The organism is Micromonospora sp. NPDC092111 (genome assembly GCF_044755745.1).
Taxonomy (GTDB): domain Bacteria; phylum Actinomycetota; class Actinomycetes; order Mycobacteriales; family Micromonosporaceae; genus Micromonospora.
In genome coordinates this window covers 130,282-153,260 of the sequence record NZ_JBIVRQ010000007.1, presented here as the reverse complement: position 1 = coordinate 153,260, position 22,979 = coordinate 130,282, and the positions used below count along the sequence as shown (strand labels likewise).

At 73.1% G+C, this 22,979-nt stretch carries 21 protein-coding genes; 12 read left to right on the top strand and 9 right to left on the bottom strand.

Annotated elements, in window-relative coordinates; translation table 11 throughout:
* The first annotated feature begins 18 nt into the window (after positions 1 to 18).
* Positions 19 to 531 (top strand): HIT family protein, encoded by a 513-nt coding sequence (locus tag ACIQG9_RS16545; RefSeq protein WP_400403219.1) that lies wholly within the window; start codon positions 19 to 21, stop codon positions 529 to 531.
* A gap of 76 nt (positions 532 to 607) precedes the next feature.
* Here the strand turns inward: ACIQG9_RS16545 and ACIQG9_RS16540 are convergent, their stop codons facing one another.
* Positions 608 to 1,129: a hypothetical protein gene (locus ACIQG9_RS16540; RefSeq protein ID WP_400402780.1), complete on the bottom strand. Its 522-nt coding sequence runs from the start codon at positions 1,127 to 1,129 to the stop codon at positions 608 to 610.
* Between the two features lie 67 nt (positions 1,130 to 1,196).
* Between ACIQG9_RS16540 and ACIQG9_RS16535 the strand changes: the two genes are divergently transcribed.
* On the top strand, positions 1,197 to 2,255 hold the full coding sequence (locus tag ACIQG9_RS16535; RefSeq protein WP_400402777.1) for an aldo/keto reductase: 1,059 nt from the start codon (positions 1,197 to 1,199) through the stop codon (positions 2,253 to 2,255).
* Positions 2,256 to 2,376: 121 nt separating this feature from the next.
* On the opposite strand, the gene ACIQG9_RS16530 is transcribed toward ACIQG9_RS16535, so the two are convergent.
* Positions 2,377 to 4,530: an elongation factor G-like protein EF-G2 gene (locus ACIQG9_RS16530; RefSeq protein WP_400402775.1), complete on the bottom strand. Its 2,154-nt coding sequence runs from the start codon at positions 4,528 to 4,530 to the stop codon at positions 2,377 to 2,379.
* Between the two features lie 253 nt (positions 4,531 to 4,783).
* Between ACIQG9_RS16530 and pgsA the strand changes: the two genes are divergently transcribed.
* The 8 genes from pgsA (at position 4,784) to ACIQG9_RS16490 (ending at position 11,447) form a co-directional block, all read left to right on the top strand.
* Entirely contained in the window at positions 4,784 to 5,404 is a 621-nt protein-coding gene (pgsA, locus tag ACIQG9_RS16525) for a phosphatidylinositol phosphate synthase (protein ID WP_400402772.1), read from the top strand.
* On the top strand, positions 5,401 to 6,342 hold the full coding sequence (locus ACIQG9_RS16520) for a phosphatidylinositol mannoside acyltransferase (RefSeq protein WP_400402769.1): 942 nt from the start codon (positions 5,401 to 5,403) through the stop codon (positions 6,340 to 6,342). Before pgsA ends, ACIQG9_RS16520 begins: the two co-directional genes overlap by 4 nt.
* A gap of 14 nt (positions 6,343 to 6,356) precedes the next feature.
* Entirely contained in the window at positions 6,357 to 7,526 is a 1,170-nt protein-coding gene (locus ACIQG9_RS16515; protein ID WP_400402767.1) for a glycosyltransferase family 4 protein, read from the top strand.
* Positions 7,527 to 7,543: 17 nt separating this feature from the next.
* Positions 7,544 to 8,038 (top strand): hypothetical protein, encoded by a 495-nt coding sequence (locus ACIQG9_RS16510; RefSeq protein ID WP_400402765.1) that lies wholly within the window; start codon positions 7,544 to 7,546, stop codon positions 8,036 to 8,038.
* Positions 8,039 to 8,233: 195 nt separating this feature from the next.
* Positions 8,234 to 9,151, top strand: a complete 918-nt coding sequence (gene pdxS, locus ACIQG9_RS16505) for a pyridoxal 5'-phosphate synthase lyase subunit PdxS (protein WP_400402762.1) — start codon at positions 8,234 to 8,236, stop codon at positions 9,149 to 9,151.
* Positions 9,152 to 9,221: 70 nt separating this feature from the next.
* Entirely contained in the window at positions 9,222 to 9,830 is a 609-nt protein-coding gene (gene pdxT / locus ACIQG9_RS16500) for a pyridoxal 5'-phosphate synthase glutaminase subunit PdxT (protein ID WP_400402760.1), read from the top strand.
* A gap of 244 nt (positions 9,831 to 10,074) precedes the next feature.
* The gene (locus ACIQG9_RS16495) at positions 10,075 to 10,827 is read left to right on the top strand and encodes a YebC/PmpR family DNA-binding transcriptional regulator (protein ID WP_400402757.1); all 753 of its coding nucleotides are present in this window, start codon (positions 10,075 to 10,077) and stop codon (positions 10,825 to 10,827) included.
* Positions 10,828 to 10,832: 5 nt separating this feature from the next.
* Complete coding sequence (locus ACIQG9_RS16490) at positions 10,833 to 11,447, top strand: DUF402 domain-containing protein (protein WP_400402755.1); 615 nt, start codon at positions 10,833 to 10,835, stop codon at positions 11,445 to 11,447.
* Between the two features lie 16 nt (positions 11,448 to 11,463).
* Here the strand turns inward: ACIQG9_RS16490 and ACIQG9_RS16485 are convergent, their stop codons facing one another.
* The 6 genes from ACIQG9_RS16485 to ACIQG9_RS16460 form a co-directional block, all read right to left on the bottom strand.
* Complete coding sequence (locus ACIQG9_RS16485) at positions 11,464 to 12,525, bottom strand: ABC transporter permease (protein ID WP_400402752.1); 1,062 nt, start codon at positions 12,523 to 12,525, stop codon at positions 11,464 to 11,466.
* On the bottom strand, positions 12,522 to 13,415 hold the full coding sequence (locus ACIQG9_RS16480) for an ABC transporter ATP-binding protein (RefSeq protein ID WP_400402750.1): 894 nt from the start codon (positions 13,413 to 13,415) through the stop codon (positions 12,522 to 12,524). Before ACIQG9_RS16480 ends, ACIQG9_RS16485 begins: the two co-directional genes overlap by 4 nt.
* An 81-nt stretch (positions 13,416 to 13,496) precedes the next feature.
* Positions 13,497 to 14,210 carry a response regulator gene (locus tag ACIQG9_RS16475; RefSeq protein ID WP_400402747.1) on the bottom strand — a complete coding sequence of 238 codons (714 nt, stop codon included), beginning with the start codon at positions 14,208 to 14,210 and terminating at the stop codon, positions 13,497 to 13,499.
* Entirely contained in the window at positions 14,207 to 15,493 is a 1,287-nt protein-coding gene (locus ACIQG9_RS16470; protein WP_400402746.1) for a sensor histidine kinase, read from the bottom strand. The genes ACIQG9_RS16475 and ACIQG9_RS16470 overlap by 4 nt, the downstream gene beginning before the upstream one ends.
* A 209-nt stretch (positions 15,494 to 15,702) precedes the next feature.
* Positions 15,703 to 16,668 (bottom strand): permease prefix domain 1-containing protein, encoded by a 966-nt coding sequence (locus tag ACIQG9_RS16465; protein WP_400402743.1) that lies wholly within the window; start codon positions 16,666 to 16,668, stop codon positions 15,703 to 15,705.
* Positions 16,665 to 17,006 carry a PadR family transcriptional regulator gene (locus ACIQG9_RS16460; protein WP_400402741.1) on the bottom strand — a complete coding sequence of 114 codons (342 nt, stop codon included), beginning with the start codon at positions 17,004 to 17,006 and terminating at the stop codon, positions 16,665 to 16,667. The genes ACIQG9_RS16465 and ACIQG9_RS16460 overlap by 4 nt, the downstream gene beginning before the upstream one ends.
* A gap of 200 nt (positions 17,007 to 17,206) precedes the next feature.
* Here ACIQG9_RS16460 and dnaE point away from each other — a divergent pair, with 200 nt between their 5' ends.
* Positions 17,207 to 20,740, top strand: coding sequence for a DNA polymerase III subunit alpha (dnaE, locus tag ACIQG9_RS16455; RefSeq protein ID WP_400402738.1), 3,534 nt, complete (start codon positions 17,207 to 17,209; stop codon positions 20,738 to 20,740).
* Between the two features lie 186 nt (positions 20,741 to 20,926).
* On the opposite strand, the gene ACIQG9_RS16450 is transcribed toward dnaE, so the two are convergent.
* Entirely contained in the window at positions 20,927 to 21,787 is an 861-nt protein-coding gene (locus ACIQG9_RS16450; protein ID WP_400402736.1) for an SPFH domain-containing protein, read from the bottom strand.
* Between the two features lie 147 nt (positions 21,788 to 21,934).
* Here ACIQG9_RS16450 and ACIQG9_RS16445 point away from each other — a divergent pair, with 147 nt between their 5' ends.
* The gene (locus ACIQG9_RS16445; protein ID WP_400402733.1) at positions 21,935 to 22,972 is read left to right on the top strand and encodes an aminotransferase class V-fold PLP-dependent enzyme; all 1,038 of its coding nucleotides are present in this window, start codon (positions 21,935 to 21,937) and stop codon (positions 22,970 to 22,972) included.
* The last annotated feature ends 7 nt before the right edge of the window (positions 22,973 to 22,979 follow it).

Genomic DNA, 22,979 nt, shown 5'->3' with positions numbered 1-22,979 from the left:
GGCGGCACCGACAACGGCCTGGCGGACGGGCTGGACCGGCTCTGGACGCCGCACCGGATGACCTACATCTCCGGCGAGGACCGGCCCGAGGGCGGCTACGAGAAGCCCACCGGCTGCCCGTTCTGCCTGGCCCCGGGGCGGCCGGCGGCGGAGAGCCTGGTCGTGGCCCGGGGCGGGCACGTCTTCGTGGTGCTCAACCTCTACCCGTACAACCCGGGGCACCTGCTGGTCTGCCCGTACCGGCACGTGGCCGACTACACCGACCTCGACGAGGCCGAGACGGTCGAACTGGCCACCTTCACCCAGACCGCGATGCGGGTGGTCCGGCGGGTCAGCAGCGCCCACGGGTTCAACCTCGGCATGAACCAGGGCGGGGTGGCCGGCGCCGGCATCGCCGCCCACCTGCACCAGCACGTGGTGCCGCGCTGGGGCGGGGACGCCAACTTCATGCCGGTGATCGGCCGGACGAAGGTGCTGCCGCAGCTCCTCGCCGACACCCGCGAACTGCTCGCCCGGGCCTGGCCGGCCTGAGTCCCGGCCCGGCCCGGGGGTGCCGCGGGGCCGAGGTCACCCACCACCGCCGGGTCGTCGCGCCGCCGTCGGCCGGCTACCCGGCGTCGCCGGCCGGCCCGCCCCGGCCCGGCGGAGGCGGGGGAGTCAGCGCGGCCACCAGCTCCGACCAGCTCTCCACCCGGTGTACGCCGGGCAGGTGCGCCGCGTGCGCGGCCAGCTCCGGCGGGTACGGCCGGAACAGGTAGCGGTGCCCGACCGTGTCGAGATAGCCGAGCACCTCCAGCCGGTCGTCGACGAAGTGGGTCAGCCCGAGCCGGGCCGCGACCGGCGCCTTCGCCGGCCGGGTACGGCAGAAGTGCAGCCGTTCCGGCGCGATCCCGGTGCGGGTGTAAAAGTCGTGGTGGTCCAGCCAGGCCCGGGTGTGCCGTTCGGTCCGCTCCCCGCACGTCGACACCACGTGCGTCTCGTCGAAGAGCGGCACCAGCGCGGCCAGCCCCTCGAAGACCCCCGGCACCGGCGGCGTACGCAGGTAGTTCGGCCCGAAGAACGAGGTGTCGTCGTCCCTGCTGGTCGGCTCGATCACCACGCCGCCGACGTCCACGCCCAGCCGTCCCATGTGGTCGAGCATGCACGATGCGTCGACTTCCTGCCCTCCAGCGCGCTGGAGGTGACACGATGCGTCGATGGCAGTGACGACACGGACGTTGGGCCGCAGCGGCATCGAGGTCAGCGCCCTCGGCATGGGGTGCTGGGCGATCGGTGGCCCGTGGGCCGAGGGGGCCCAGCCGTTGGGCTGGGGTGCGGTCGACGACGAGGAGTCGGTCCGGGCCGTACGCCGGGCGCTCGACCTCGGGGTGACCCTGTTCGACACCGCCGACACGTACGGGGCGGGGCACGGTGAGCGGGTCCTCGGGCGGGCGCTGGCCGGCCGCCGGGACGAGGCGGTGATCGCCACCAAGTGGGGGTACACCTTCGACGAGCGGTCCCGGCAGGCCACCGGTGCGGACGCCTCCCCGGCGTACCTGCGCCGGGCGGTGACCGACTCGCTGCGCCGGCTGGACACCGACCGGATCGACCTCTACCAGCTACACCTGGGTGACCTGCCGCTGCCCCGGGTGGAGGCGTTGGTCGGCACCTGCGAGGAGCTGGTCGCCGACGGCCTGGTCCGGACGTACGGCTGGAGCACCGACCGGGCCGACCGGGCCGCCGCCTTCGCCCAGGTCGCGCGGCACGCCACCGCGGTGCAGCACAGCCTGTCGGTGCTGCGGGACGCCCCGGCGATGCTGGCCGCCTGCGACAAGCACGACCTGGCCAGCGTCAACCGTGGCCCGCTCGGGATGGGGCTGCTCACCGGCAAGTACACCACCGGCTCGACGCTGCCCCGCGACGACGTGCGGGGGACGGCCCCGGGCTGGCTGGAGTGGTTCCGCGGCGGCCGGCCGGCGCCGGAGTGGCTGCGCCGGGTGGCCGCCGTCCGGGGCGCGCTCACCGCCGACGGCCGGACGTTGGCCCAGGGCGCGTTGGGCTGGATCTGGGCGCGCAGCGGCCGGACGGTGCCGATCCCCGGCTGCCGCACCGTCGCCCAGGTCGAGGAGAACGCCGCCGCCCTGCGGCTCGGCCCGCTCACCCCGGACCACTTCGCCGAGGTGGAACGCCAACTCGCCGCCCTCCGCTCGGCCGCCCTCCGCGACGCCGACCGCCCCTACTGGCCGCTGCCGCCCACCCCCACCGCCCGCCCCTGACCCGGCCCGACCTCACCCGCCCACCGCGTCGATCGATGGGGTCGTGGTGCCTCCGCAACAGGCGCTCACCGGGGCACCACGCCCGCCACGACTCCGTGCTCGACAGGGCGGGAGGGAGCGGCTAGGGGTGGGTCTTGCGGACCTGGTCGGCCAGGTGGGCGGGCATCGGGTCGTAGCGGGCGAACTCGCGGCGGAAGGTGCCGGTGCCGGCGGTCAGCGCCCGAAGCTCGACCGCGTAGCGCAGCAGCTCGGTCGCCGGCACCTCGGCGCGGACCAGGCTGCGGCCCTCGGCGTCCGGGTCGGGTTCGGTGCCGAGCACCCGGCCGCGCCGGCCCGACAGGTCACCCAGCACCGCGCCGACGGCGGAGTCGGCCACCCGGATCACCACCTCGTCCACCGGCTCCAGCAGCGCCGGCTCGCCCTTCTCGGCCGCGTCGCGCAGCGCGAGCGCGCCGGCGGTCTGGAACGCGGCGTCGGAGGAGTCGACGCTGTGCGCCTTGCCGTCGACCAGGGTGACCCGCAGGTCCACCGCCGGCTGCCCGGCGACCAGGCCCCGTTCGAGCTGCGCCCGGACGCCCTTCTCCACCGACGGGATGTAGTGGTGCGGCACCGCCCCACCGACCACCCGGTCGACGAACTCGAAGCCGGCACCCCGGGGCAGCGGCTCCACCTCGATGTCGCAGACGGCGTACTGGCCGTGCCCGCCGGACTGCTTGACGTGCCGGCCGTGCCCGTTCGCGGGGACGGTCAGCGTCTCCCGCAGCGCCACCCGCACCGGCTCGGTGTCCAGCTCCACGCCGCCGCTGCGCAGCCGGTCGAGCAGCACGTCGGCGTGCGCCTCGCCCATGCACCAGAGCACGAGCTGGTGGGTCTCCGGGTTGCGCTCCAGCCGCAGCGTCGGGTCGCCGGCCACCAGCCGGCCCAGGTTGCGGGCCAGGGCGTCCTCGTCGGCCCGGCTGCGGGCCACGATCGCCACCGGCAGCAACGGCTCGGGCATCGCCCAGGGCGCGATCAGCAGCGGCTCGTCCTTGGCGGAGATGGTGTCGCCGGTCTCCGCGCTGCCCGACTTGGTGATCGCGCACAGGTCGCCGGCCACGCACGAGGTGACCTCGCGCAGGGTCGCGCCGAGCGGGGTGTAGACGTGCCCGACCCGCTCGTCGGCGTCGTGGTCCGGGTGCCCGCGTTCGGCCATGCCGTGCCCGCAGATGTGCACGGTCTGGTCGGGGCGCAGCGTGCCGGAGAAGACCCGGACCAGCGACACCCGACCGACGTGCCGGTCGACGGTGGTCTTGACCACCTCGGCGACCAGCGGGCCGTCCGGGTCGCAGCTCAGTGGCGGCCGGGGGGAGCCGTCCACCCCGGTGACCGCCGGCAGTTCGTGCTCCAGCGGCGACGGGAACGCCGACACCAGGCCGTCCAGCAGGACGTCCAGGCCGACGCCGGTGGTCGCGCAGACCGGCACCACCGGGTAGAAGTGCCCCCGGGCGACCGCCTTCTCCAGGTCGGTGACCAGCACCTCGGTGTCGATCTCCGCGCCGTCGAGGTAGCGGTCCATCAGGGTCTCGTCCTCGCTCTCGGCGATGATCCCCTCGATCAGCTCGTCGCGGGCCTCGGTGATGGCCGGCAGGTGCTGCGGGTCCGGTTCGCGTACGGCGGCGGGCAGCCCGGCCGAGTAGTCGAAGACCCGCCGGCTGATCAGCCCCATCAGCCCGGCGACCGACTCGCCGTCGTCACCGAGCATCGGCAGGTAGAGCGGGAGCACGTTGTCCCCGAAGACCCGCTGGCAGAGCGCCACCGCCTCGTCGAAGTCGGCGCGCGGGTGGTCCAGCCGGGAGACCGCGACGGCGCGCGGCAGGTCCACCGCGGCGCACTCCTCCCAGAGGGCGGCGGTGGCCGCGTCCATCCCGTCGACGGCGGAGACCACGAACAGGGCGGCGTCGGCGGCCCGCAGGCCGGCCCGCAGCTCGCCGACGAAGTCCCCGTAGCCGGGCGTGTCCAGGAGGTTGACCTTGACGTCGGCGTGCGTCAGCGGGGCGCAGGCCAGGCTCACCGAGCGCTGCTGGCGTACCGCCGCCGGGTCGTGGTCGCAGACGGTGCCGCCGTCGGCGATCGTGCCGGCCCGGCCGATCGTGCCGCTGGCCGCCAGCAGCGCCTCGACCAGGGTGGTCTTGCCGGCTCCGGAGTGCCCGACGAGCACCACGTTGCGGATCCTGCCGGGCTCGGTCACCACCGGCACGTTGCCGGCGGCCCCCTTCTCCTGGTTCTTCTGCGCCATCGCGGCGCACCTCCCTCAGCCGGTGGTGGGTGGCGACCGCCGCGCGCGACGGGGAGCGGGCCCGGGCGGGTGCCGCGGCGATATCCTCCGGTGGTCCGCCGGACGACGAGCGGTCAACGGGCGGGTCGGTGAGTTGGCTCACCTTCCGTACCCGATCTCAGCACCCGTCATCGACCCGGCACAAGCCTTCGTCGGGCGGGTCGGACGACCGGGCGTATCGCCGTCCGCTGCCGGCCGTTATCGTGGGACCCCCATGGCGAAGATCTTCCAAGTGACGGCCCGCGCGGCGATGACCCGCGTCGTGGAGCCGGTCGCGCGCGGTCTGCTCCGCGCGGGTGTGTCCCCCAACGCGGTCACCGTGACCGGCACCGTCGGCGTGCTCGCCGGCGCCCTCGGCTTCGGCGCCCGTGGCCACCTGGTCGCCGGAGCGCTGATCGTGACGGTGTTCGCGCTCACCGACATGCTCGACGGGACGATGGCCCGGATGAGTGGCGGCTCGACCCGGTTCGGCGCGTTCCTCGACTCGTCGATGGACCGGGTCGCCGACAGCGCGGTCTTCGGCGCGGTGGCGTACTGGTTGGCCACCGAGGGCAACCACTCGGGGGTGGCCGCCGCGCTGATCTGCCTGGCCGCCGGCGGGCTGGTCTCCTACGTCAAGGCCCGCGCGGAGGGGCTGGGGATGACCTGCAACGTGGGCATCGCCGAGCGCACCGAGCGGCTGTTGATCGTCGGGGTGGGTGGCCTGCTCACCGGCCTCGGCGTCCGGCCCGCCCTGGAGATCGCGCTCTGGCTGCTCGCCGCCGTGTCGATCTTCACGGTCGGGCAGCGGGTGGCCCACGTGTACCGGCAGGCGCAGCTGGTCGGCCGGGAGTGAACCTCACCGAACTCGGCTACGTCGCCGGCTGGCGTCTGGTCCGTGCGCTGCCCCGGTCCGTGGTGGCCGCAACCTTCCGGGCGGGCGCCGACCGCGCCGCCCGCAACAACGGCGCCGGTACCACCCGACTGCGCGCCAACCTGCGCCGGGTGGTCGGCCCCGAGCTGCCCGAGGCGGAGCTGGACGCGCTGGTCAGGCGCGGCCTGCGGTCGTACGCCCGGTACTGGATGGAGGCGTTCCGGCTGCCCACGCTGAGCCGCCGGCAGATCCTCGCCGGTTTCCACCTCGGCGGGGCGGACCTGCTCGCCGCCGACGTGGCGGCCGGCCGGGGCGCGGTGGTGGCCTGCCCGCACGCCGGCAACTGGGACGCCGCCGGGGCCTGGGTGGCCGCCGCCGGTCTGCCGATCACCACGGTCGCCGAGCGGCTCAAGCCGGAGGGCGTGTACGAGCGTTTCCTCGCCTTCCGGCAGGGCCTGGGCATGGAGATCCTGCCCTCCCACGGCGGCCCGCGTCCCGCCTTCGACGTGCTGCTGGAGCGGCTGCGGGCCGGCACGGTGGTGCCGTTGCTGGCCGACCGTGACCTGTCCGCCCGGGGCATCGAGGTCGACTTCTTCGGCGGCCGGACCCGGATGCCGGCGGGGCCGGCCCTGCTGGCCATCCGCACCGGCGCCCCGCTCTACGTGGCCTCCCTGTGGTACGAACCGGACATGGCGTACGCGCAGTTGGAGGGCCCGCTGCCGGTGCCGGATCCGGACAGCGCGCCGCTGGACGAGCGGGTCCGGATCCTCACCCAGCGGATTGCCGACCGTCTGGCGGCGGGCATCGCCCGCCATCCGGAAGACTGGCACATGTTGCAGCGGATGTGGCTGGACCAGCGGGGCTCCGTCGACGGCGGGTCCGCCGCGTCGCCGCCCCCGGCCAGCACGGGTTCGGTCTGAGGGAGGGGGCGCCAGTGCGGATCGGCATCGTGTGCCCGTACTCCTTCGACGTCCCGGGTGGCGTGCAGAACCACGTGATGGACCTGGCCGAGGCGCTGATCGGGCTGGGACACGAGGTGAGCGTGCTGGCCCCGGCCGACGAGGAGTCGGCGCTGCCGCCGTACGTGGTCTCCGCCGGCCGGGCGGTGCCACTGCCGTACAACGGGTCGGTGGCCCGGATCGCGTTCGGCCCGGTCTCCACCGCCCGGGTGCGCCGGTGGATCACCCGGGGCGACTTCGACGTGCTGCACGTGCACGAACCGCTGACCCCGAGCCTGTCGATGTTGGCGGCGCTCTCCGCCCGGGGCCCGGTGGTGGCCACCTTCCACACCGCGATGACCCGGTCCCGGGTGCTCGCCGCCGCGCAGGGCGTGCTGCAGATCCTGCTGGAGCGGATCACCGCCCGGATCGCGGTCAGCGCGCTGGCCCGCAAGGTGCAGGTCGAGCACATGGACGGCGGGGCGGTGGAGGTCCCCAACGGGGTGGCGGTGGCGAAGTTCGCCGGCGTCGAGCCGCTGCCCGGCTGGCCGGGGGAGTGCGGACCGGGCCACGGCGGGACGCTGGGCTTCCTGGGCCGGTTCACCGAGGCCCGCAAGGGCTTCCCGATCCTGCGGGACGCCTTCGTCGCGCTCGCCCCGCACCGACCCGGGCTGCGCCTGCTGGTGGCCGGGCCGGGCGACCCGGACGACCTGTTCGGGCGGTTCCCGGCCGAGCTGCGGGACCGGGTGACCTTCCTGGGCCTGGTCTCCGAGGTCGACAAGGCCCGGATGCTGCGCAGCGTCGACCTGTACGTCGCCCCGAATACCGGTGGGGAGTCGTTCGGCATGATCCTCACCGAGGCCCTGGCGGCCGGCGCCACGGTGGTCGCCAGCGACCTGGACGCGTTCCGCCGGGTCCTCGACGGCGGCCGGGCCGGCCGGCTCTTCCCGACCGGGGACTCGGCCGCGCTGCGGGCCGCCCTGGCGGAACTGCTCGACGATCCCGGGCAACGGGCCGCGCTGAGCGCCTGCGGCGACCAGGTGGTGGCCCACTACGACTGGCCGGTGGTGGCCCGCCGGGTGCTGGAGGTCTACGCGGCGGCCATCGAGGCCACCGACGGCCGGGTCATCGACCAGGAGTGGGTGGGACTGGGCGGTCCGGTGTGACCACTACGATGCCGCACATGTGGTGGGTGCTGGGCGCGGCGGTCCTCGTCGGCCTGGTCGTGGTCTACCTGGTCTGGACGGTCGGCCGGGTGGAGCGGTTGCAGACCCGGGCGGAGTCGGCGGCCCGCGCGCTCGACGCCCACCTGCTGCGCCGGGCCGCCGCCGCCGCGGTGCTGGCCGAGAAGAGTTTCGGCGTCGAGCTGTACGCGGCGGCGCGGATCGCCCTGGACGCGCCCCCGGAGGAGCGCGAGGCCGCCGAGAACGACCTCACCCGGCAGTTGCGGGCGGTCCGCCTCGACCCGGCCGACCCCGCCTGCGAGGCGGTCATCGCGGCGAGCCGGCGGCTGGCCCTGGCCCGGCAGGTGCACACCGACCTGGTCCGGGACGCCCGCGCGGCGCGCGGCCGGCCGCTGGTGCGGCTGTTCCGGATGGGTCGCCGGCACCCCTGGCCGCGCTACTTCGACGTCGACGACCCGACCCTGGCGCTGCCGGCGGACGTTCCGGCGGGCTGACGTCCGGGGCGTCCGACCGTCGTGCCGGCTGTCCGGTCCGTCCCGTCCTGGGGCGGGTGCGGTGCGGGTCCGATCCCGGGTGATGACTGCCACACCGCAGGCCACCGTGGGTCTGATTGGCTGTCGGACCGGCGTTGGGCCCGTCGTAGCATCGTCCGTAGCCACCCCCCGAGCACGTCCGAGGAGCGATGACCCGTGCCCGAGAACACCTCCCCGAACGCCAACGCCACCCCCGTCGTCGGCACCGCCCGAGTCAAGCGCGGCATGGCCGAGATGCTCAAGGGCGGCGTGATCATGGATGTGGTCACCGCCGAGCAGGCCAAGATCGCTGAGGACGCCGGTGCCGTCGCCGTGATGGCGCTGGAGCGGGTGCCCGCCGACATCCGCGCCCAGGGCGGGGTGTCCCGGATGAGCGACCCCGACATGATCGACGGCATCATCGCCGCCGTCTCCATCCCGGTGATGGCCAAGGTCCGGATCGGGCACTTCGTCGAGGCGCGGATCCTCCAGTCGCTCGGCGTCGACTACATCGACGAGTCCGAGGTGCTGACCCCGGCCGACTACGCCAACCACATCGACAAGTGGGCCTACACCGTCCCCTTCGTCTGCGGGGCGACCAACCTGGGCGAGGCGCTGCGCCGGATCACCGAGGGCGCCGCCATGATCCGCTCCAAGGGCGAGGCCGGCACCGGGGACGTCTCCAACGCCACCACCCACATGCGGAAGATCCGTCAGGAGATCCGCCGGCTCCAGTCGCTGCCCGCCGACGAGCTGTTCGTCGCCGCCAAGGAGCTCCAGGCCCCGTACGAGCTGGTCAAGGAGATCGCCGAGACCGGCAAGCTGCCGGTGGTGCTGTTCACCGCGGGCGGCATCGCCACCCCGGCCGACGCCGCGATGATGATGCAGCTCGGCGCGGAGGGCGTCTTCGTCGGCTCCGGCATCTTCAAGTCCGGCAACCCCGCCCAGCGGGCCGCCGCGATCGTCAAGGCCACCACCTTCCACGACGACCCGGACGTCCTGGCCAAGGTCTCCCGGGGCCTGGGCGAGGCGATGGTCGGCATCAACGTCGACGAGATCCCCCAGCCGCACCGGCTGGCCGAGCGCGGCTGGTGATCCCCGGCGGGGCGCGGAGGCGCCCCGCCGAGGTGCGGCCGACCCGTCCAGACGAAGGAGCGACGACGCGATGAGTGACGCACCGGTCATCGGGGTGCTCGCCCTCCAGGGCGACGTGCGTGAGCACGTCGCCGCCCTGGCCGACGCCGGCGCGGACGCCCGCCCGGTACGCCGTCCGGCCGAGCTGGACGCGGTCGACGGGCTGGTCGTCCCCGGCGGGGAGTCCACCACCATGAGCAAGCTCGCGGACATCTTCGAGATGCGCGAGCCGATCGACAAGCGGATCGCCGGCGGCATGCCGGTCTACGGGTCCTGCGCCGGCATGATCATGCTGGCCACCGAGGTCCTGGACGGCCGTCCCGACCAGCGCGGGTTCGCCGGGATCGAGATGACGGTGCGGCGTAACGCGTTCGGCCGCCAGGTCGACTCGTTCGAGGCCCCGGTGGAGATCACCGGGGTCGACGGCGGTCCGTTCCACGCGGTCTTCATCCGCGCCCCCTGGGTCGAGCGGGTCGGCGCCGACGTCGAGGTCCTCGGTCGGGTCACCGGCGGCCCCGCCGCCGACCGGATCGTCGCCGTCCGCCAGGGCAACCTGCTGGCCACCTCGTTCCACCCCGAGCTGACCGCCGACTCCCGCCTGCACCGCTACTTCGTCGACCTGACCCGCACCGCCCGCTGACCCCGGCGATCGGGCGCCGTCGGCCCCGACCGGCCGGGATCGCACCGTCGTGGGGCGGGCCCCGGGTGCAGGATCGCGGTGTGGCGCGCCGGGTGTGACGGCGGGTGGGGGTGTCTCGGTAGGATTGCCGCGGTTCGGCTCGGGCACCGCCCGCCGCAGCCCTCGATGCGACCGGCGGCGGTCCTGGTCTGGAGTCGGCGCGGACTGTCGACGCAAGGCGTGAGTCAACAGACGGAGGTATGAGATGTCCGGCCACTCAAAGTGGGCGACCACCAAGCACAAGAAGGCCGTCATCGACGCCAAGCGCGGCAAGATGTTCGCCAAGCTGATCAAGAACGTCGAGGTCGCGGCCCGCACCGGCGGCGGCGACCCGGCCGGTAACCCGACGCTCTACGACGCCATCCAGAAGGCCAAGAAGAACTCGGTCCCGAACGACAACATCGACCGTGCGGTCAAGCGCGGCTCCGGCCTGGAGGCCGGCGGCGCCGACTGGCAGACGATCATGTACGAGGGCTACGGCCCGAACGGCGTGGCGATGCTGATCGAGTGCCTCACCGACAACCGCAACCGGGCCGCCACCGAGGTCCGCACCGCGCTGACCCGCAACGGCGGCTCGCTCGCCGACGCCGGCTCGGTGTCGTACATGTTCTCCCGCAAGGGCGTGGTGATCGTCCCCAAGGCCGGGACCACCGAGGACGACGTGATGATGGCGGTCCTCGACGCCGGCGCGGAGGAGGTCAACGACCTCGGCGAGGCGTACGAGGTGGTCTCCGAGCCGACCGACCTGATCGGTGTCCGCACCGCCCTGCAGGACGCCGGCATCGAGTACGAGTCGGCCGAGTCGTCCCTGATCCCCAGCATGAACGTGCCGCTGGACGAGGACGGCGCGCGCAAGGTGTTCAAGCTGATCGACGTCCTGGAGGACTGCGACGACGTGCAGAACGTCTACGCGAACTTCGACGTCTCCGACGACGTGCTGGCCGCGGTCGACGCCTGATCCCGGTGACGCGACACGGATTCCCGCCGGGCGACGTGGTCGTCCGGCGGGAGATCCTGCGCGGTGAGGTCTGGTTCGGCTGCCCCACCATCTGCGTGGTGGACTCCGCCGACCTGCTCGCGCTCTACCTGCCACCCGGCGCCGAGTTCGGCTTTCCCGAGCGGGGCACCTTCCCGTGCGGGCGGCACCCCTGGCAGACCGCCGGGCACACCGCGTGGTCCGGGCACGGCAAGCTGATGCTGCAACGCCCCGGCGAGGGGCACTCGGTCGACGTCTTCTGGACCGGACCGGACCGCGCCTTCGCCGGCTGGTACTTCAACCTCCAGGACCCGTTCCGGCGTACCCCGATCGGGGTGGACACCCTCGACCACGAGCTGGACCTCTGGTGGGCGGCCGACGCCGACCGGTACGTCTGGAAGGACGTGGAGATGTTCGCCCAGCGCCTCGTGGAGGGGCGCTACCCGGGGATGGCCGACACGATCCGCGCCGAGGGCGACCGGATCGCCGCCCTGCTCGACGCGGGCCGGCGCTGGTGGGACGACGGGTGGGCGCACTGGCGTCCGGACCCGTCCTGGCCGGTGCCCCGGCTGCCCGCCGGCTGGGACACCGTCCCCGGCTGACCCCGGCCCGCGCCGGTCAGCCGACCGTCTCCCGTTCCCGCCAGGCGGCCCGTACCGAGGTCTTCCCGTTGGTCCGCAGCAGCGACCCCTGGTAGACCCGGGCGCCCGCGGCGACGAAGGCACCGGCGGTGACGAGCAGCAGCGCCAGCGACACCACCGGCTCCCAGGCCGCCGCGTCCCCGGTGAACAGCCGCAGCGGCATCGCCGTCGGAGCGGAGAACGGCAGGTAGGACAGGACCCGCATGGCGACCGTGTTGTCGTTGAGGAAGACCACCCCGAAGAACGGCAGCATGACGGCGAACTGCACCGGCGTGGACACCCCGGCGATGTCCTCCTGCCGGTTGACCAGCGCGCCGGCCACCGCCCACATCGCCGCCAGCAGCAGGAAGCCGAGCAGGAAGAACGGCACGAACCAGCCGATCGCCGGCCCCAGCAGGGTGAGCAGGTCCCCGCTGCCGGCGATCCGGGTGCCGGCCACCGCGGCCACCGCGATCAGGGTGATCTGGCCCAGCGCCAGCAGACCGGCGGCGACCATCTTCCCGGCCAGCAGCGCCCGGACCGGTACCGCGGCCACCAGGATCTCGACGATCCTGGTCTGCTTCTCCTCGGTGACGCTCTGCGCGATCTGTAGGCCGAACATCTGCGAGGTGGCGAAGAAGACGAACGCGAAGGCGAACGGCACCAGGTACGCGACGAGCGGGTCGACGGCGTCGGGGTTCAGCAGCCGGACCGCCGGGGCGGCGCTCAGGGCCCGCACCACGTCGTCGGGGGCGTCGTCCACGGCGAGGACCGTCGGGCCGGCGACCACCGCCGCGTCCACCTCGCCGTCCCGGACCGCCCGTTCGGCGGCGGCGTCGTCGGCCACGACCCGGACCTCCAGGCCGGCCGCGCGCAGCGTGCCGGCGCCGGCCCCGGTCGTCGCCACCGTCGACGGTCCGCCGCCCAGCAACGCCGGGAGCACCGTCGCGGCCACCGCGACGAGCAGGAAGAACAGGGTGCCGTAGAGGAACGTCTTGTCCCGTAGCCGGACCTTCAGCTCGCGGCCGGCGACCAGCCTGGTGGCCTGGTAGGTGTTCACTGGTTGACCTCTCGGAAGATCTCGGCGAGGGACGGGGTGACCGGACGGAAGGCGCGGACCGGGCCACGGGCCAGCGCCGCGCGCAGGACGGCCTGGTCGTCGGTGTCGGCGGTGAGGTCGACCACGGCGCGGGCGCCGTCGAGGTCGACCAGGGTCACCCCGGGCTGGTCCCGTACCCATCCCGCGTCGCCGTCGACGACCAGCTCGAAGCGGGGCAGGGTGTACGCCGCGCGCAGCTCGTCGCGTCGTCCGGCGGCCCGGATCCGCCCGTCGGCGATGATCACGAGGTCGTCGCAGAGCCGTTCCACCACGTCGAGCTGGTGGCTGGAGAAGAGCACCGGGACGCCGGTGGCGGCCCGCTCCCGCAGCACGTCGACCACCGTGTCGACGGCCAGCGGGTCGAGCCCGGAGAACGGCTCGTCCAGCACCAGGACCTCGGGATCGTGCACCAGCGCGGCGGCGATCTGGGCCCGCTGCTGGTTGCCCAGGGACAGCGTCTCCAGCAGGTCGTCGCCGCGTTCGGCGAGGCCGACCCGGTCCAGCAGCGCGTCGGTGTGCCGCCGGGCCGCCGCCGGGTCGAGGCCGTGCAGCCGGCCGAGGTAGACCACCTGCTCCCGGGCGGTCATCTTCGGGTACAGCCCGCGTTCCTCGGGCATGTAGCCGAACCGGCGGCGGGTCTCCCGGGTCAGCCGTTCGCCCCGCCAGGTCACCCGGCCGGCGTCGGCGGCGAGCACGCCGAGGACGATCCGCATGGTGGTGGTCTTGCCGGCGCCGTTGCCGCCGACGAAGCCGGTCATCCGGCCGGCCGCCACCTCGAAGGAGACGTTCCTGAGCACCTGGCGGTCGCCGAAGCTGCGATCGACGCCGTCCAGGCGGAGCACGCTGGTCATGGTTCCGAACGCTAGATCGCCGGGGGCCGCCCGCCGTCCCTCCCGGGAATGAGCATCCGGGTCCGTCGCGCGACGGACCCGTCAGCCGCCCGGCCGGACCACGCCGTGCTCGTAGGCGAAGACGACCGCCTGCACCCGGTCCCGCAGGCCGAGCTTGGCCAGCACCCGGCTGACGTGGGTCTTCACCGTCGCCTCGCCGAGGTGCAGCGCGGCGGCGATCTCCGCGTTGCTGTCGCCCCGGGCCAGCAACTCCAGCACCTCGTGTTCCCGTGGCGTCAGCTCGGCCGGCGGGGGGCCGGCCGCCGGCCGGTGGGGGGTGCCCGCCGCCCCGCCGGGCCGGGCGAAGCTGGCGATGACCCGCCGGGTCAGCGCCGGTGCGATCAGCCCGTCGCCGCGGGCGACGACCCGTACCGCGTCGATCAGCTCCTCCGGGGTGCCGTTCTTGAGCAGGAAGCCGCTGGCCCCGGCCCGCAGCGCGGCGAACAGGTAGTCGTCGCGGTCGAACGTGGTGAGGATCAGCACCGCGGGGCCGTCCGGTCCGGCGTCGGCGGTGATCCGGCGGGTCGCCGCCAGCCCGTCGAGGACGGGCATCTCCACGTCCATCAGCACGACGTCCGGTCGGGTGGCGCGGGCCATCGTGACGGCCCGCTCGCCGTCGGCCGCCTCGCCCACCACCTCGATGTCGTCCTCCACCTCGAGGATGACCCGGAAGCCGGTCCGCACCAGGTGCTGGTCGTCGACGAGCAGCACCCGGACGGGCCGGGACGGGTCCGGGCCGGTGGTGGCGGCGGTCACGTCGACTGCTCCCCGGCGGCCAGCGGGATGCGGGCCCGCACCCGGAAGCCACCGCCCTGGCGGGGTCCGACCTCCAGCACCCCGTCGTGCGCGGCGACCCGTTCCCGCATGCCGATCAGCCCGAGGCCGCCGGTCCCGGTCGGCCCGCCGGCCCGTCCGTCGTCGCTCACGTCGATCTCCAGTTCCCGGGCCAGGTAGCGGATCCGCACGTCCAGCACGGTAGCCCCGGCGTGCTTGACGGTGTTCGTCACCGCCTCCTGCACGATCCGGTACGCCGCCTGCGACACCGACTGCGGCAGCGGCACCGGCTCGCCGTACACCCCGAGGTCGGCCCGCAGGCCCGTCCCGGTGGCGCGGGTGACCAGGTCGCCGAGCCGGTCGATGCCGGCGGCGTCCGGCCGGCCCGCGTCGTCGGCCCCGGCGACCCCCCTCGGGTCGCGCAGCACACCGAGCATCCGGCGCAGCTCGTCGACGGCGGTCCGGGCGGTGGTCTCGATGGCGGTCAGGGCGGTCCGGGCCTTGTCCCGGTCCCGGTCGAGGACCCGTCGGCAGGCCGCCGCCTGCACCCCCATCACCGAGACGTGGTGGGCCACCGAGTCGTGCAGCTCACGGGCGATCCGGACCCGTTCACCGATGACCGCCCGCTCGCCCGCCTGGGCCTGCGAGCGGCGCAGCTCCTCGGCCTGCTCGCGGAGTTCGTGCTGCCGCCGGGCGGCCAGCCAGGCGGTCTCGCCGAAGTAGTGGGCGAAGGCGAAGAACAGCACGTTGAACAGGACCCCGTTGATGATCGCGGCGAGCACCGGGGGCACCGGCCCGGCCGCGTCGGTGAACGACGCCGACGAGAGGCCGTCCATCCGCAGCAGCAGGGACAACCCCAGCCAGCCGAACATGGCCGCGATGATGCCGATCCGTACCCGGCCGGCGAGCCGCCGGTCGGTGCCCCAGGCGCCGAGCGTGTAGAGCGCGGTGAACAGCGCGGCCGAGGGGAGTTGGGTGAGGGGGACGGCCCGTACCTGCCCCGCGACGAACGCGACCGCGACGACGACGGCCACGGCGGTCGGCGTCCGGCGTCGCCAGGCCAGCGGTACGGTGACCGCCAGCACCCACCAGACCTGTTCGGGCAGCGGCGGTGGCGGGCCCAGCCCGAACGCGCCGGTGCTGCGGGCGAGCGCCAGGTCGAACAGGGCCAGGACGGCGACGGCCAGCGCGACGGACAGGTCGTTCCGGCGTTGCCGGGTGGTCGGTGGGGGGCGGCGCCAGGGGGTGGGAGGTGTGCTGCTCACCCACTGACCATGCCATCCGCCGGCGGAGGGCGTCGTCGCCCACCCCGGAGGGCCGGTCAGGCGGGAGTGGTCCGGCGAGGCGGTGCACGCCCTGCTGGCCCGCGCTGGCCCGCGCTGGCCCGCGCTGGCGCGGGTGGCGGGCCGGGGCGGCAGCCGGGTGACCGGATCCCGGCCCGGCGTCCCCGTGTGCGCCGGGCCGGGATCCGGGGTCACCCGTCGTGCCGGGGCGCGTTGTGCCGGCGGGCCTTGACGACGCTCTCGACGACGTCCCAGAGGGTGATCGCCGCGACGACCACGACGCTGACCCGGGTGGCGATGCCCAGGCCGTCGCCGTCGCGCAGCCAGGAGAACCGGGCGACCAGATCCGGGTTGAGCAGCCGTTCGGTGAGCAGCAGCCAGACCACCGGGACGGCGAAGGCCAGGTCGAGCAGCGCGTTGACCGCGACGAGCGACCAGGTCCACCGCCCAGTGCGGTACTTCACGACCTCCAGCACCAGGCTGGCCACCAGGACGGCCGCCAGCACCGGCAGCCAGGACCTCCACAGCGTCGGGTCGAGCAGCGGGATCCGCTCGCCCCCGGTGCCGGAGACCCAGGACCGGAAGTGCTGCCAGGGCAGGAAGGCCAGGGTGAGCAGGATCGTCGCCACCGAGGCGCAGGTGTCGGTGAGCCGTACGTCGCGTTCCACCGGGGCCTCGGGGAGTTGGTCGACGCCCCACTCGGGGAGCTTCAGCGAGGCGTCGGTGCGTTCCAGGATGGCGAAGCACAGCGTCACCCAGAAGGCGATCTGCACGGCCGTCTGGATGGCGGCGCTGATGCCCGACCCGATGGCCCCGCCCGGGTGGTCGCCGACGGTCGCCTGGACCACCCCGACGAGGACGCCGACCGCGCCGGGGATCGTGCTGAGCAGCCGCCGTAGCAACCGCTGCCAGACCAGGTAGTAGGTGGGGCCGATGAGCTGGAGTCGGCGGTCGGCGTAGCGGGCGGCGAGCCGCTCCGGGTGGCCCAGTTCGGTGAGCACCTCGCGTTCGGCGGTGGCGGCGTCCTGACCGCCGCCGGTGCGGTCGTCGATCATGTCCTCGATCGAGGCGCGCAGCTCGGTGGCGATCTCCTCGCGGCGGGGCGCCGGCACCGCCCGTAGGGTGGCGGCGAGGTAGCGGTCGGTCAGGGAACTCATCGGTCGGCTCCTTCGATCAGCCCGGTCACGGAGGTCTGTACGGCGGCGAGGTCGGCCAGCAGGCGCACCAGCACCGACTCCCCGTCGGCGCTGGTCCGGTAGAACTTGCGCGGCCGGCTCTCCTCGGTGTTCCACTCGCTGGTCAGCAGCCCCTGCTCCTCCAGCCGGCGCAGCAGGGGGTAGAGCGTGTTGGCGTCGACCGGGAAGCCGTGCCCGGCCAGCCGCTGGAGCAGGGCGTAGCCGTAGTCGGCCCGGCGCAGGGCCACCAGGCTGGCCACCACCACCGTGCCCCGGCGCAGCTCCTGGAGATGGGTCCGCAGGACATCCTCGCTAACCATGTCTCACACCATAGTGTGTGGCACACACTAATGTCGAGGGATATAACGTCGTGTCGGTGCACGTCGATCGCCGTCGGGGTGGCGGATTGCCGACGCGGACCACCCCCGGCGCGGCGGTGGAGCCGCCCGGACGACGTCGGTAGGGTGGGCCGGTCGAAGCCGACACCAGCCTTGATCCACACCGCCGGGGGGCGCCACGCATGGGTGATTCGTTCGCGCATCTGCATGTCCACACCGAGTACTCGATGCTCGATGGCGCGGCCCGGCTGAAGGACCTCTTCGCCGAGGCCAACCGGCTCGGCATGCCGGCGGTGGCGATCACCGACCACGGCAACATGCACGGCGCGAACGACTTCTACAAGCAGGCGATGGCCGCCGGCATCACCCCGATCCTGGGGGTCGAGGCGTACGTGGCGCCGGAGTCGCGCTACCACAAGGCGCGGGTCAAGTGGGGCCGGCCGGAGCAGAAGAGCGACGACATCTCCGGTAACGGCGCGATCACCCACAAGACGATGTGGGCGCGCAACGCGCAGGGCCTGAAGAACCTGTTCACCCTCAACTCGCGCGCCTCCATGGAGGGGCACTACGTCAAGTGGCCCCGGATGGACATGGAGCTGATCGCCGAGCACGCCGAGGGCATCATGGCCACCACCGGCTGCCCGTCCGGCGCGGTGCAGACCCGGCTGCGGCTGGGGCAGTTCGACGAGGCGCTCAAGGTCGCGGGCAGCTACCAGGACATCTTCGGTAAGGAGAACTACTTCCTGGAGATCATGGACCACGGCCTGGAGATCGAGCGTCGGGTCCGGGACGGGCTGACCGAGATCGCCCGCAAGCTGGACATCCCGCCGGTGGTCACCAACGACTCGCACTACACCCACGAGGCGCAGGCCGAGGCGCACGACGTGCTGCTCTGCGTGCAGACCGGCAGCAACGTCGCCGACCCGAACCGGTTCCGCTTCGAGGGCGGCGGCTACTTCGTCAAGTCCGCCGACCAGATGCGCGCGGTCGACTCGTCCGAGCTGTGGCAGCAGGGCTGCCGCAACACCCTGCTGGTCGCCGAGAAGGTCGACCCGACCGGGATGTTCGAGTTCCACAACCTGATGCCGCGCTTCCCGGTGCCGGAGGGGGAGACCGAGGAGTCCTGGTTCCGCAAGGAGACCTTCGCCGGGCTGGCCCGCCGCTACCCGGGGGGGATCCCCGAGGGGCACGTGGTCCAGGCCGAGTACGAGCTGGGCGTCATCATCCAGATGGGCTTCCCGTCGTACTTCCTCGTGGTCGCCGACTTCATCCAGTGGGCGAAGAACCAGGGCATCGCGGTCGGACCGGGCCGTGGCTCGGCGGCCGGCTCGCTGGTCGCGTACGCGCTGGGCATCACCGACCTGGACCCGATCCCGCACGGGCTGATCTTCGAGCGGTTCCTCAACCCCGAACGGGTCTCGATGCCGGACGTCGACATCGACTTCGACGAGCGTCGGCGCGGCGAGGTGATCAAGTACGTCACCGACAAGTGGGGTGAGGACAAGGTCGCCCAGATCGCCACCTTCGGTACGATCAAGGCGAAGGCCGCGATCAAGGACTCGGCCCGGGTCCTCGGCTTCCCGTACGCGGTGGGCGACCGGATCACCAAGGCGATGCCCCCGGCGGTGATGGGCAAGGACATCCCGCTCACCGGCATCTTCGACCCGAAGCACCCCCGCTATGCCGAGGCCGGCGAGATCCGGGGCCTCTACGAGTCGGACCCGGACGTCCGCAAGGTGATCGACACCGCCAAGGGCATCGAGGGGCTGATCCGGCAGACCGGGGTGCACGCCGCCGGCGTGATCATGTCCGCCGAGCCGATCATCGAGCACATCCCGCTGATGCGCCGCGACGCCGACGGGGCGATCATCACCCAGTTCGACTACCCGACCTGCGAGTCGCTCGGGCTGTTGAAGATGGACTTCCTCGGCCTGCGCAACCTGACGATCATCGACGACGCGGTCAAGAACATCCAGCTCAACCACGGCAAGCAGCTCGACCTGCTGGGCCTGGAGCTGGCCGACAAGGCCGCCTACGACCTGCTGGCCCGGGGCGACACCCTCGGCGTGTTCCAGCTCGACGGCGGGCCGATGCGCTCGCTGCTGCGGCTGATGAAGCCGGACAACTTCGAGGACATCTCCGCCGTCCTGGCGCTCTACCGGCCCGGCCCGATGGGCGTCGACTCGCACACCAACTACGCGCTGCGCAAGAACGGCCTCCAGGAGATCACCCCGATCCACCCGGAGCTGGAGGAGCCGCTGCGGGAGATCCTCGCCCCGACCCACGGCCTGATCGTCTACCAGGAGCAGGTGCAGCGCGCCGCGCAGATCCTCGCCGGCTACACCCTCGGCCAGGCCGACCTGCTCCGCCGGGCGATGGGCAAGAAGAAGAAGGAGATCCTCGACAAGGAGTTCATCCCGTTCCGGGACGGCTGCCGCGAGCGCGGCTACTCCGACGCCGCGATCCAGGCGGTGTGGGACGTCCTGGTGCCGTTCGCCGGGTACGCCTTCAACAAGGCGCACTCCGCCGCGTACGGCCTGGTGTCGTACTGGACGGCGTACCTCAAGGCGCACTACCCGGCCGAGTACATGGCGGCGCTGCTCACCTCCGTCGGCGACGACAAGGACAAGATGGCGCTCTACCTGTCCGAGTGCCGACGGATGCGCATCCAGGTGCTGCCACCCGACGTCAACACCTCGGCCGGCCCGTTCACCCCGGTCGGCCAGGACATCCGGTTCGGCCTGGCGGCGGTCCGCAACGTCGGCGCGAACGTGGTCGCGGCGATCATGCGGTGCCGCGACGAGAAGGGCGAGTACGCCGACTTCTACGACTTCCTGTCGAAGGTCGACGCGGTGGTCTGCAACAAGAAGACCATCGAATCCCTGATCAAGGCGGGCGCCTTCGACTCGCTGAAGCACACCCGCAAGGGCCTGCTCGCCGTGCACGCCGACGCCATCGACGCCTTCGCCGACGTCAAGCGCAAGGAGGCGGTCGGCCAGTACGACCTCTTCGGCGCCGGCTTCGGCGACGCCGACACCGGCGGCAGCACCACGGTGATGCCCGTCATCGGCGACAGCGAGTGGGACAAGCGGGACAAGCTCGCCTTCGAACGCGAGATGCTCGGCCTCTACGTCTCCGACCACCCGCTGTTCGGCCTGGAACACGTCCTCGGCGCGGCGGCCGACACCACGATCGCCGCGCTGTCCGAGGAGGGCACCGTGCCCGACGGGGCGGTGGTCACCCTGGCCGGCATCCTCTCCGGCGTCCAGCGCCGGGTCACCAAGCAGGGCCGGGCCTGGGCCTCGGCCACCCTGGAGGACCTGGCCGGCGGGGTGGAGACGCTGTTCTTCCCCAACACCTACGAGGTGATCGGCCAGTACATCGCCGAGGACGCGATCGTGGTGGTGAAGGGCCGGGTGGACCGCCGCGACGACACCCCACGGATCATGGCGATGGACATGTCCATGCCGGACGTCAGCAGCAACCCGGCCAACAAGCCGGTCACCCTCACCATCCCGGTGCACCGCTGCACGCCGCCGCTGGTCGAACGGCTCAAGGAGACCCTGGTGCTGCACCCGGGCGACACCGAGGTGCACGTCAAGCTGCTCAACGGCGGCAAGGTGACCACGCTGCGGCTCGGGCCGTTCCGGGTGGCCGCCACCACCGCGTTGATGGGCGACCTGAAGAGCGTCCTCGGCCCGGCCAACGTGAGCTGACCCGTCGCGGGGCGGTCCTGCCGGCGCTGGGCCGGACCGTTCCGGGCCGCTGATCCCCCGGGCCGGGGCAGGAGGCCGGCCGCCCCCGCGACAGCCGGTGCTCGCCCCGAGGCCGTCGGTCGGCGGCCAGCAGGATCTGCTGGCCGCCGTGGGTGGGGCGCGACGGCTGACCGCTGCGGTCGGTCGTCACTTGCCCCCGGTGACGATCCCCGGGTTGATGCACAGCCCGGGCGTGCTGCCGTTCTTCTCCGCGATCTCCAGGCAGCGGGACACCTTGTCGACCTTGGCGTTGGTCTCGGTGATCTGCTTCTGGATGTCGGCGTTCTTCCGGTCCTGTTCGAGGTTGCGGGTCTGCGCGAGCTTGTCCTGGAAGGCCTTGATGTTGCCCTCGGTCTTGTCGTCGTGGTTGACCCGGGTGATGGTGACGGAGAGGATGTCGACGTCGCCGGAGAGCCGCGCCTCGGCGTTGCCCCGGATTCCCTGGGCGAAGGGCTTGAGGTCGACGTTCAGGTTGCCGGTCCGGGCGTCGATCTTCTCCAGCGGGTTGTAGGCGGCGAAGGCGTCGTTGACGGCGCTGTCGAGCTGCACCCCCACCCGCTGGCCCCGGAAGCTCTGGAAGTCGCCCTTGTAGTCCATGAACTGCTTCGGCGCGTTCTCGGGCTTGACCTGCCACTCGATCAACACTTCCACGCAGGCGTCGGCGAGGGTGCCGGTACGGACCCGGACGCACCGGTCGCCGCCGATGTGGTCGTACTTCTGCCGGCCGGCGTCCCACTCGCCGACCTTCTGCCAGGGAGCGACCCACTTCAGCCCGGAGCCGGTGACCCTGCCGGTCGGCTTGTTGAAGCTGGTGACGATCCCGACCGAGCGGATCGGGACGGAGTGTGCGCTCGACCCCACGGTGAAGACCAGCGTCCCGGCCAGGCAGCCGAGCGCGACCAGCGCGGCCATCTGCGTGATGCCCCGGTTCCGGGCGATGATCGCCACCGCGCCGGAGATCGCCAGCCCGATTCCGAGGATGACGGCGAATGTGAAGCCGACCGGCACGGGGCATCACCCTTTCAGGGTTCGTCACGATGTGGATCATCAACCTAGGGCAGGCTGTCAAGCCGGGCCGGGCACCGCCCGGCCCGCCGGGCCACCACCGCACGATTGGCGCTGACGACCGGGCTCGGCGGTCAATAGCCTCGACGCATGGAGTTGGAACAGGCGAGCAAACTGTGGCAGCCGGACCCGGGCTGGTTGAACACCGCCAGCTACGGGCTACCGCCCGAGCCGGCGTGGACGGCGGTGCAGGACGCCATGGCCGGCTGGCGGGTGGGGCGTACCCCCTGGGAGACGTGGGGGGAGGCGACCGAGCGGTCCCGGGCCGCCTTCGCCGGTCTGGTCGGCGTGCCGAGGGCGGACGTCGCGGTCGGCAGCGCCGTGTCGCAACTCCTCGCGCCGGTCGCCGCCGCCCTGCCGGCCGGGGCCACCGTGGTCGTCCCGGAGGTCGAGTTCACCTCCAACCTGTTCCCCTGGCTGGTGCAGCAGGAGCGGGGGGTGCGGGTGCGTACCGTGCCGCTGGCCGGTCTACTCGACGCGATCGACGCCGACACCGACCTGGTCGCGTTCAGCCTGGTGCAGTCCGCCGACGGGGCCGTCGCCCCGTACGCCGAGGTGGTGGCCGCGGCCCGGGCGCACGGCGCGCTGGTGGTGGTGGACGCCACCCAGGCGTGCGGCTGGCTGCCGTTCGACGCGTCGCTGGCCGACGCGGTCGTGGTCGGGGCGTACAAGTGGTTGATGGCCCCGCGCGGCTCGGCGCTGGGTTACCTGGCCCCGGCGCTGCGGGAGCGGATGCGCCCGGACGCCGCCGGCTGGTACGCGGGCCAGGACCCGCACTCCTCCTACTACGGCCCGCCGCTGCGGTTGGCCGACGACGCCCGCCGGTTCGACATCTCCCCGGCCTGGTTCAGCTGGGTCGGCACCGCACCCGCCCTGGAACTGATCGCCGAGATCGGCCTGCCGGCGATCCGGGCGCACGACGTGGCGCTGGCCAACCGTTTCCTCGCCGGCCTGGGTCGGCCACCGGGGGAGAGCGCGATCGTCACCGTGCAGGTGCCCGGCGCGCAGGAGAAGCTGGCGCGGGCCGGGATCCGGGCGGCGGTGCGTGCCGGCCTGGTGCGCGCCTCCTTCCACGTGTACACCACCGAGGAGGACGTCGACCTGGCACTGGACGCGCTGGCCGGCTGAACCGGCG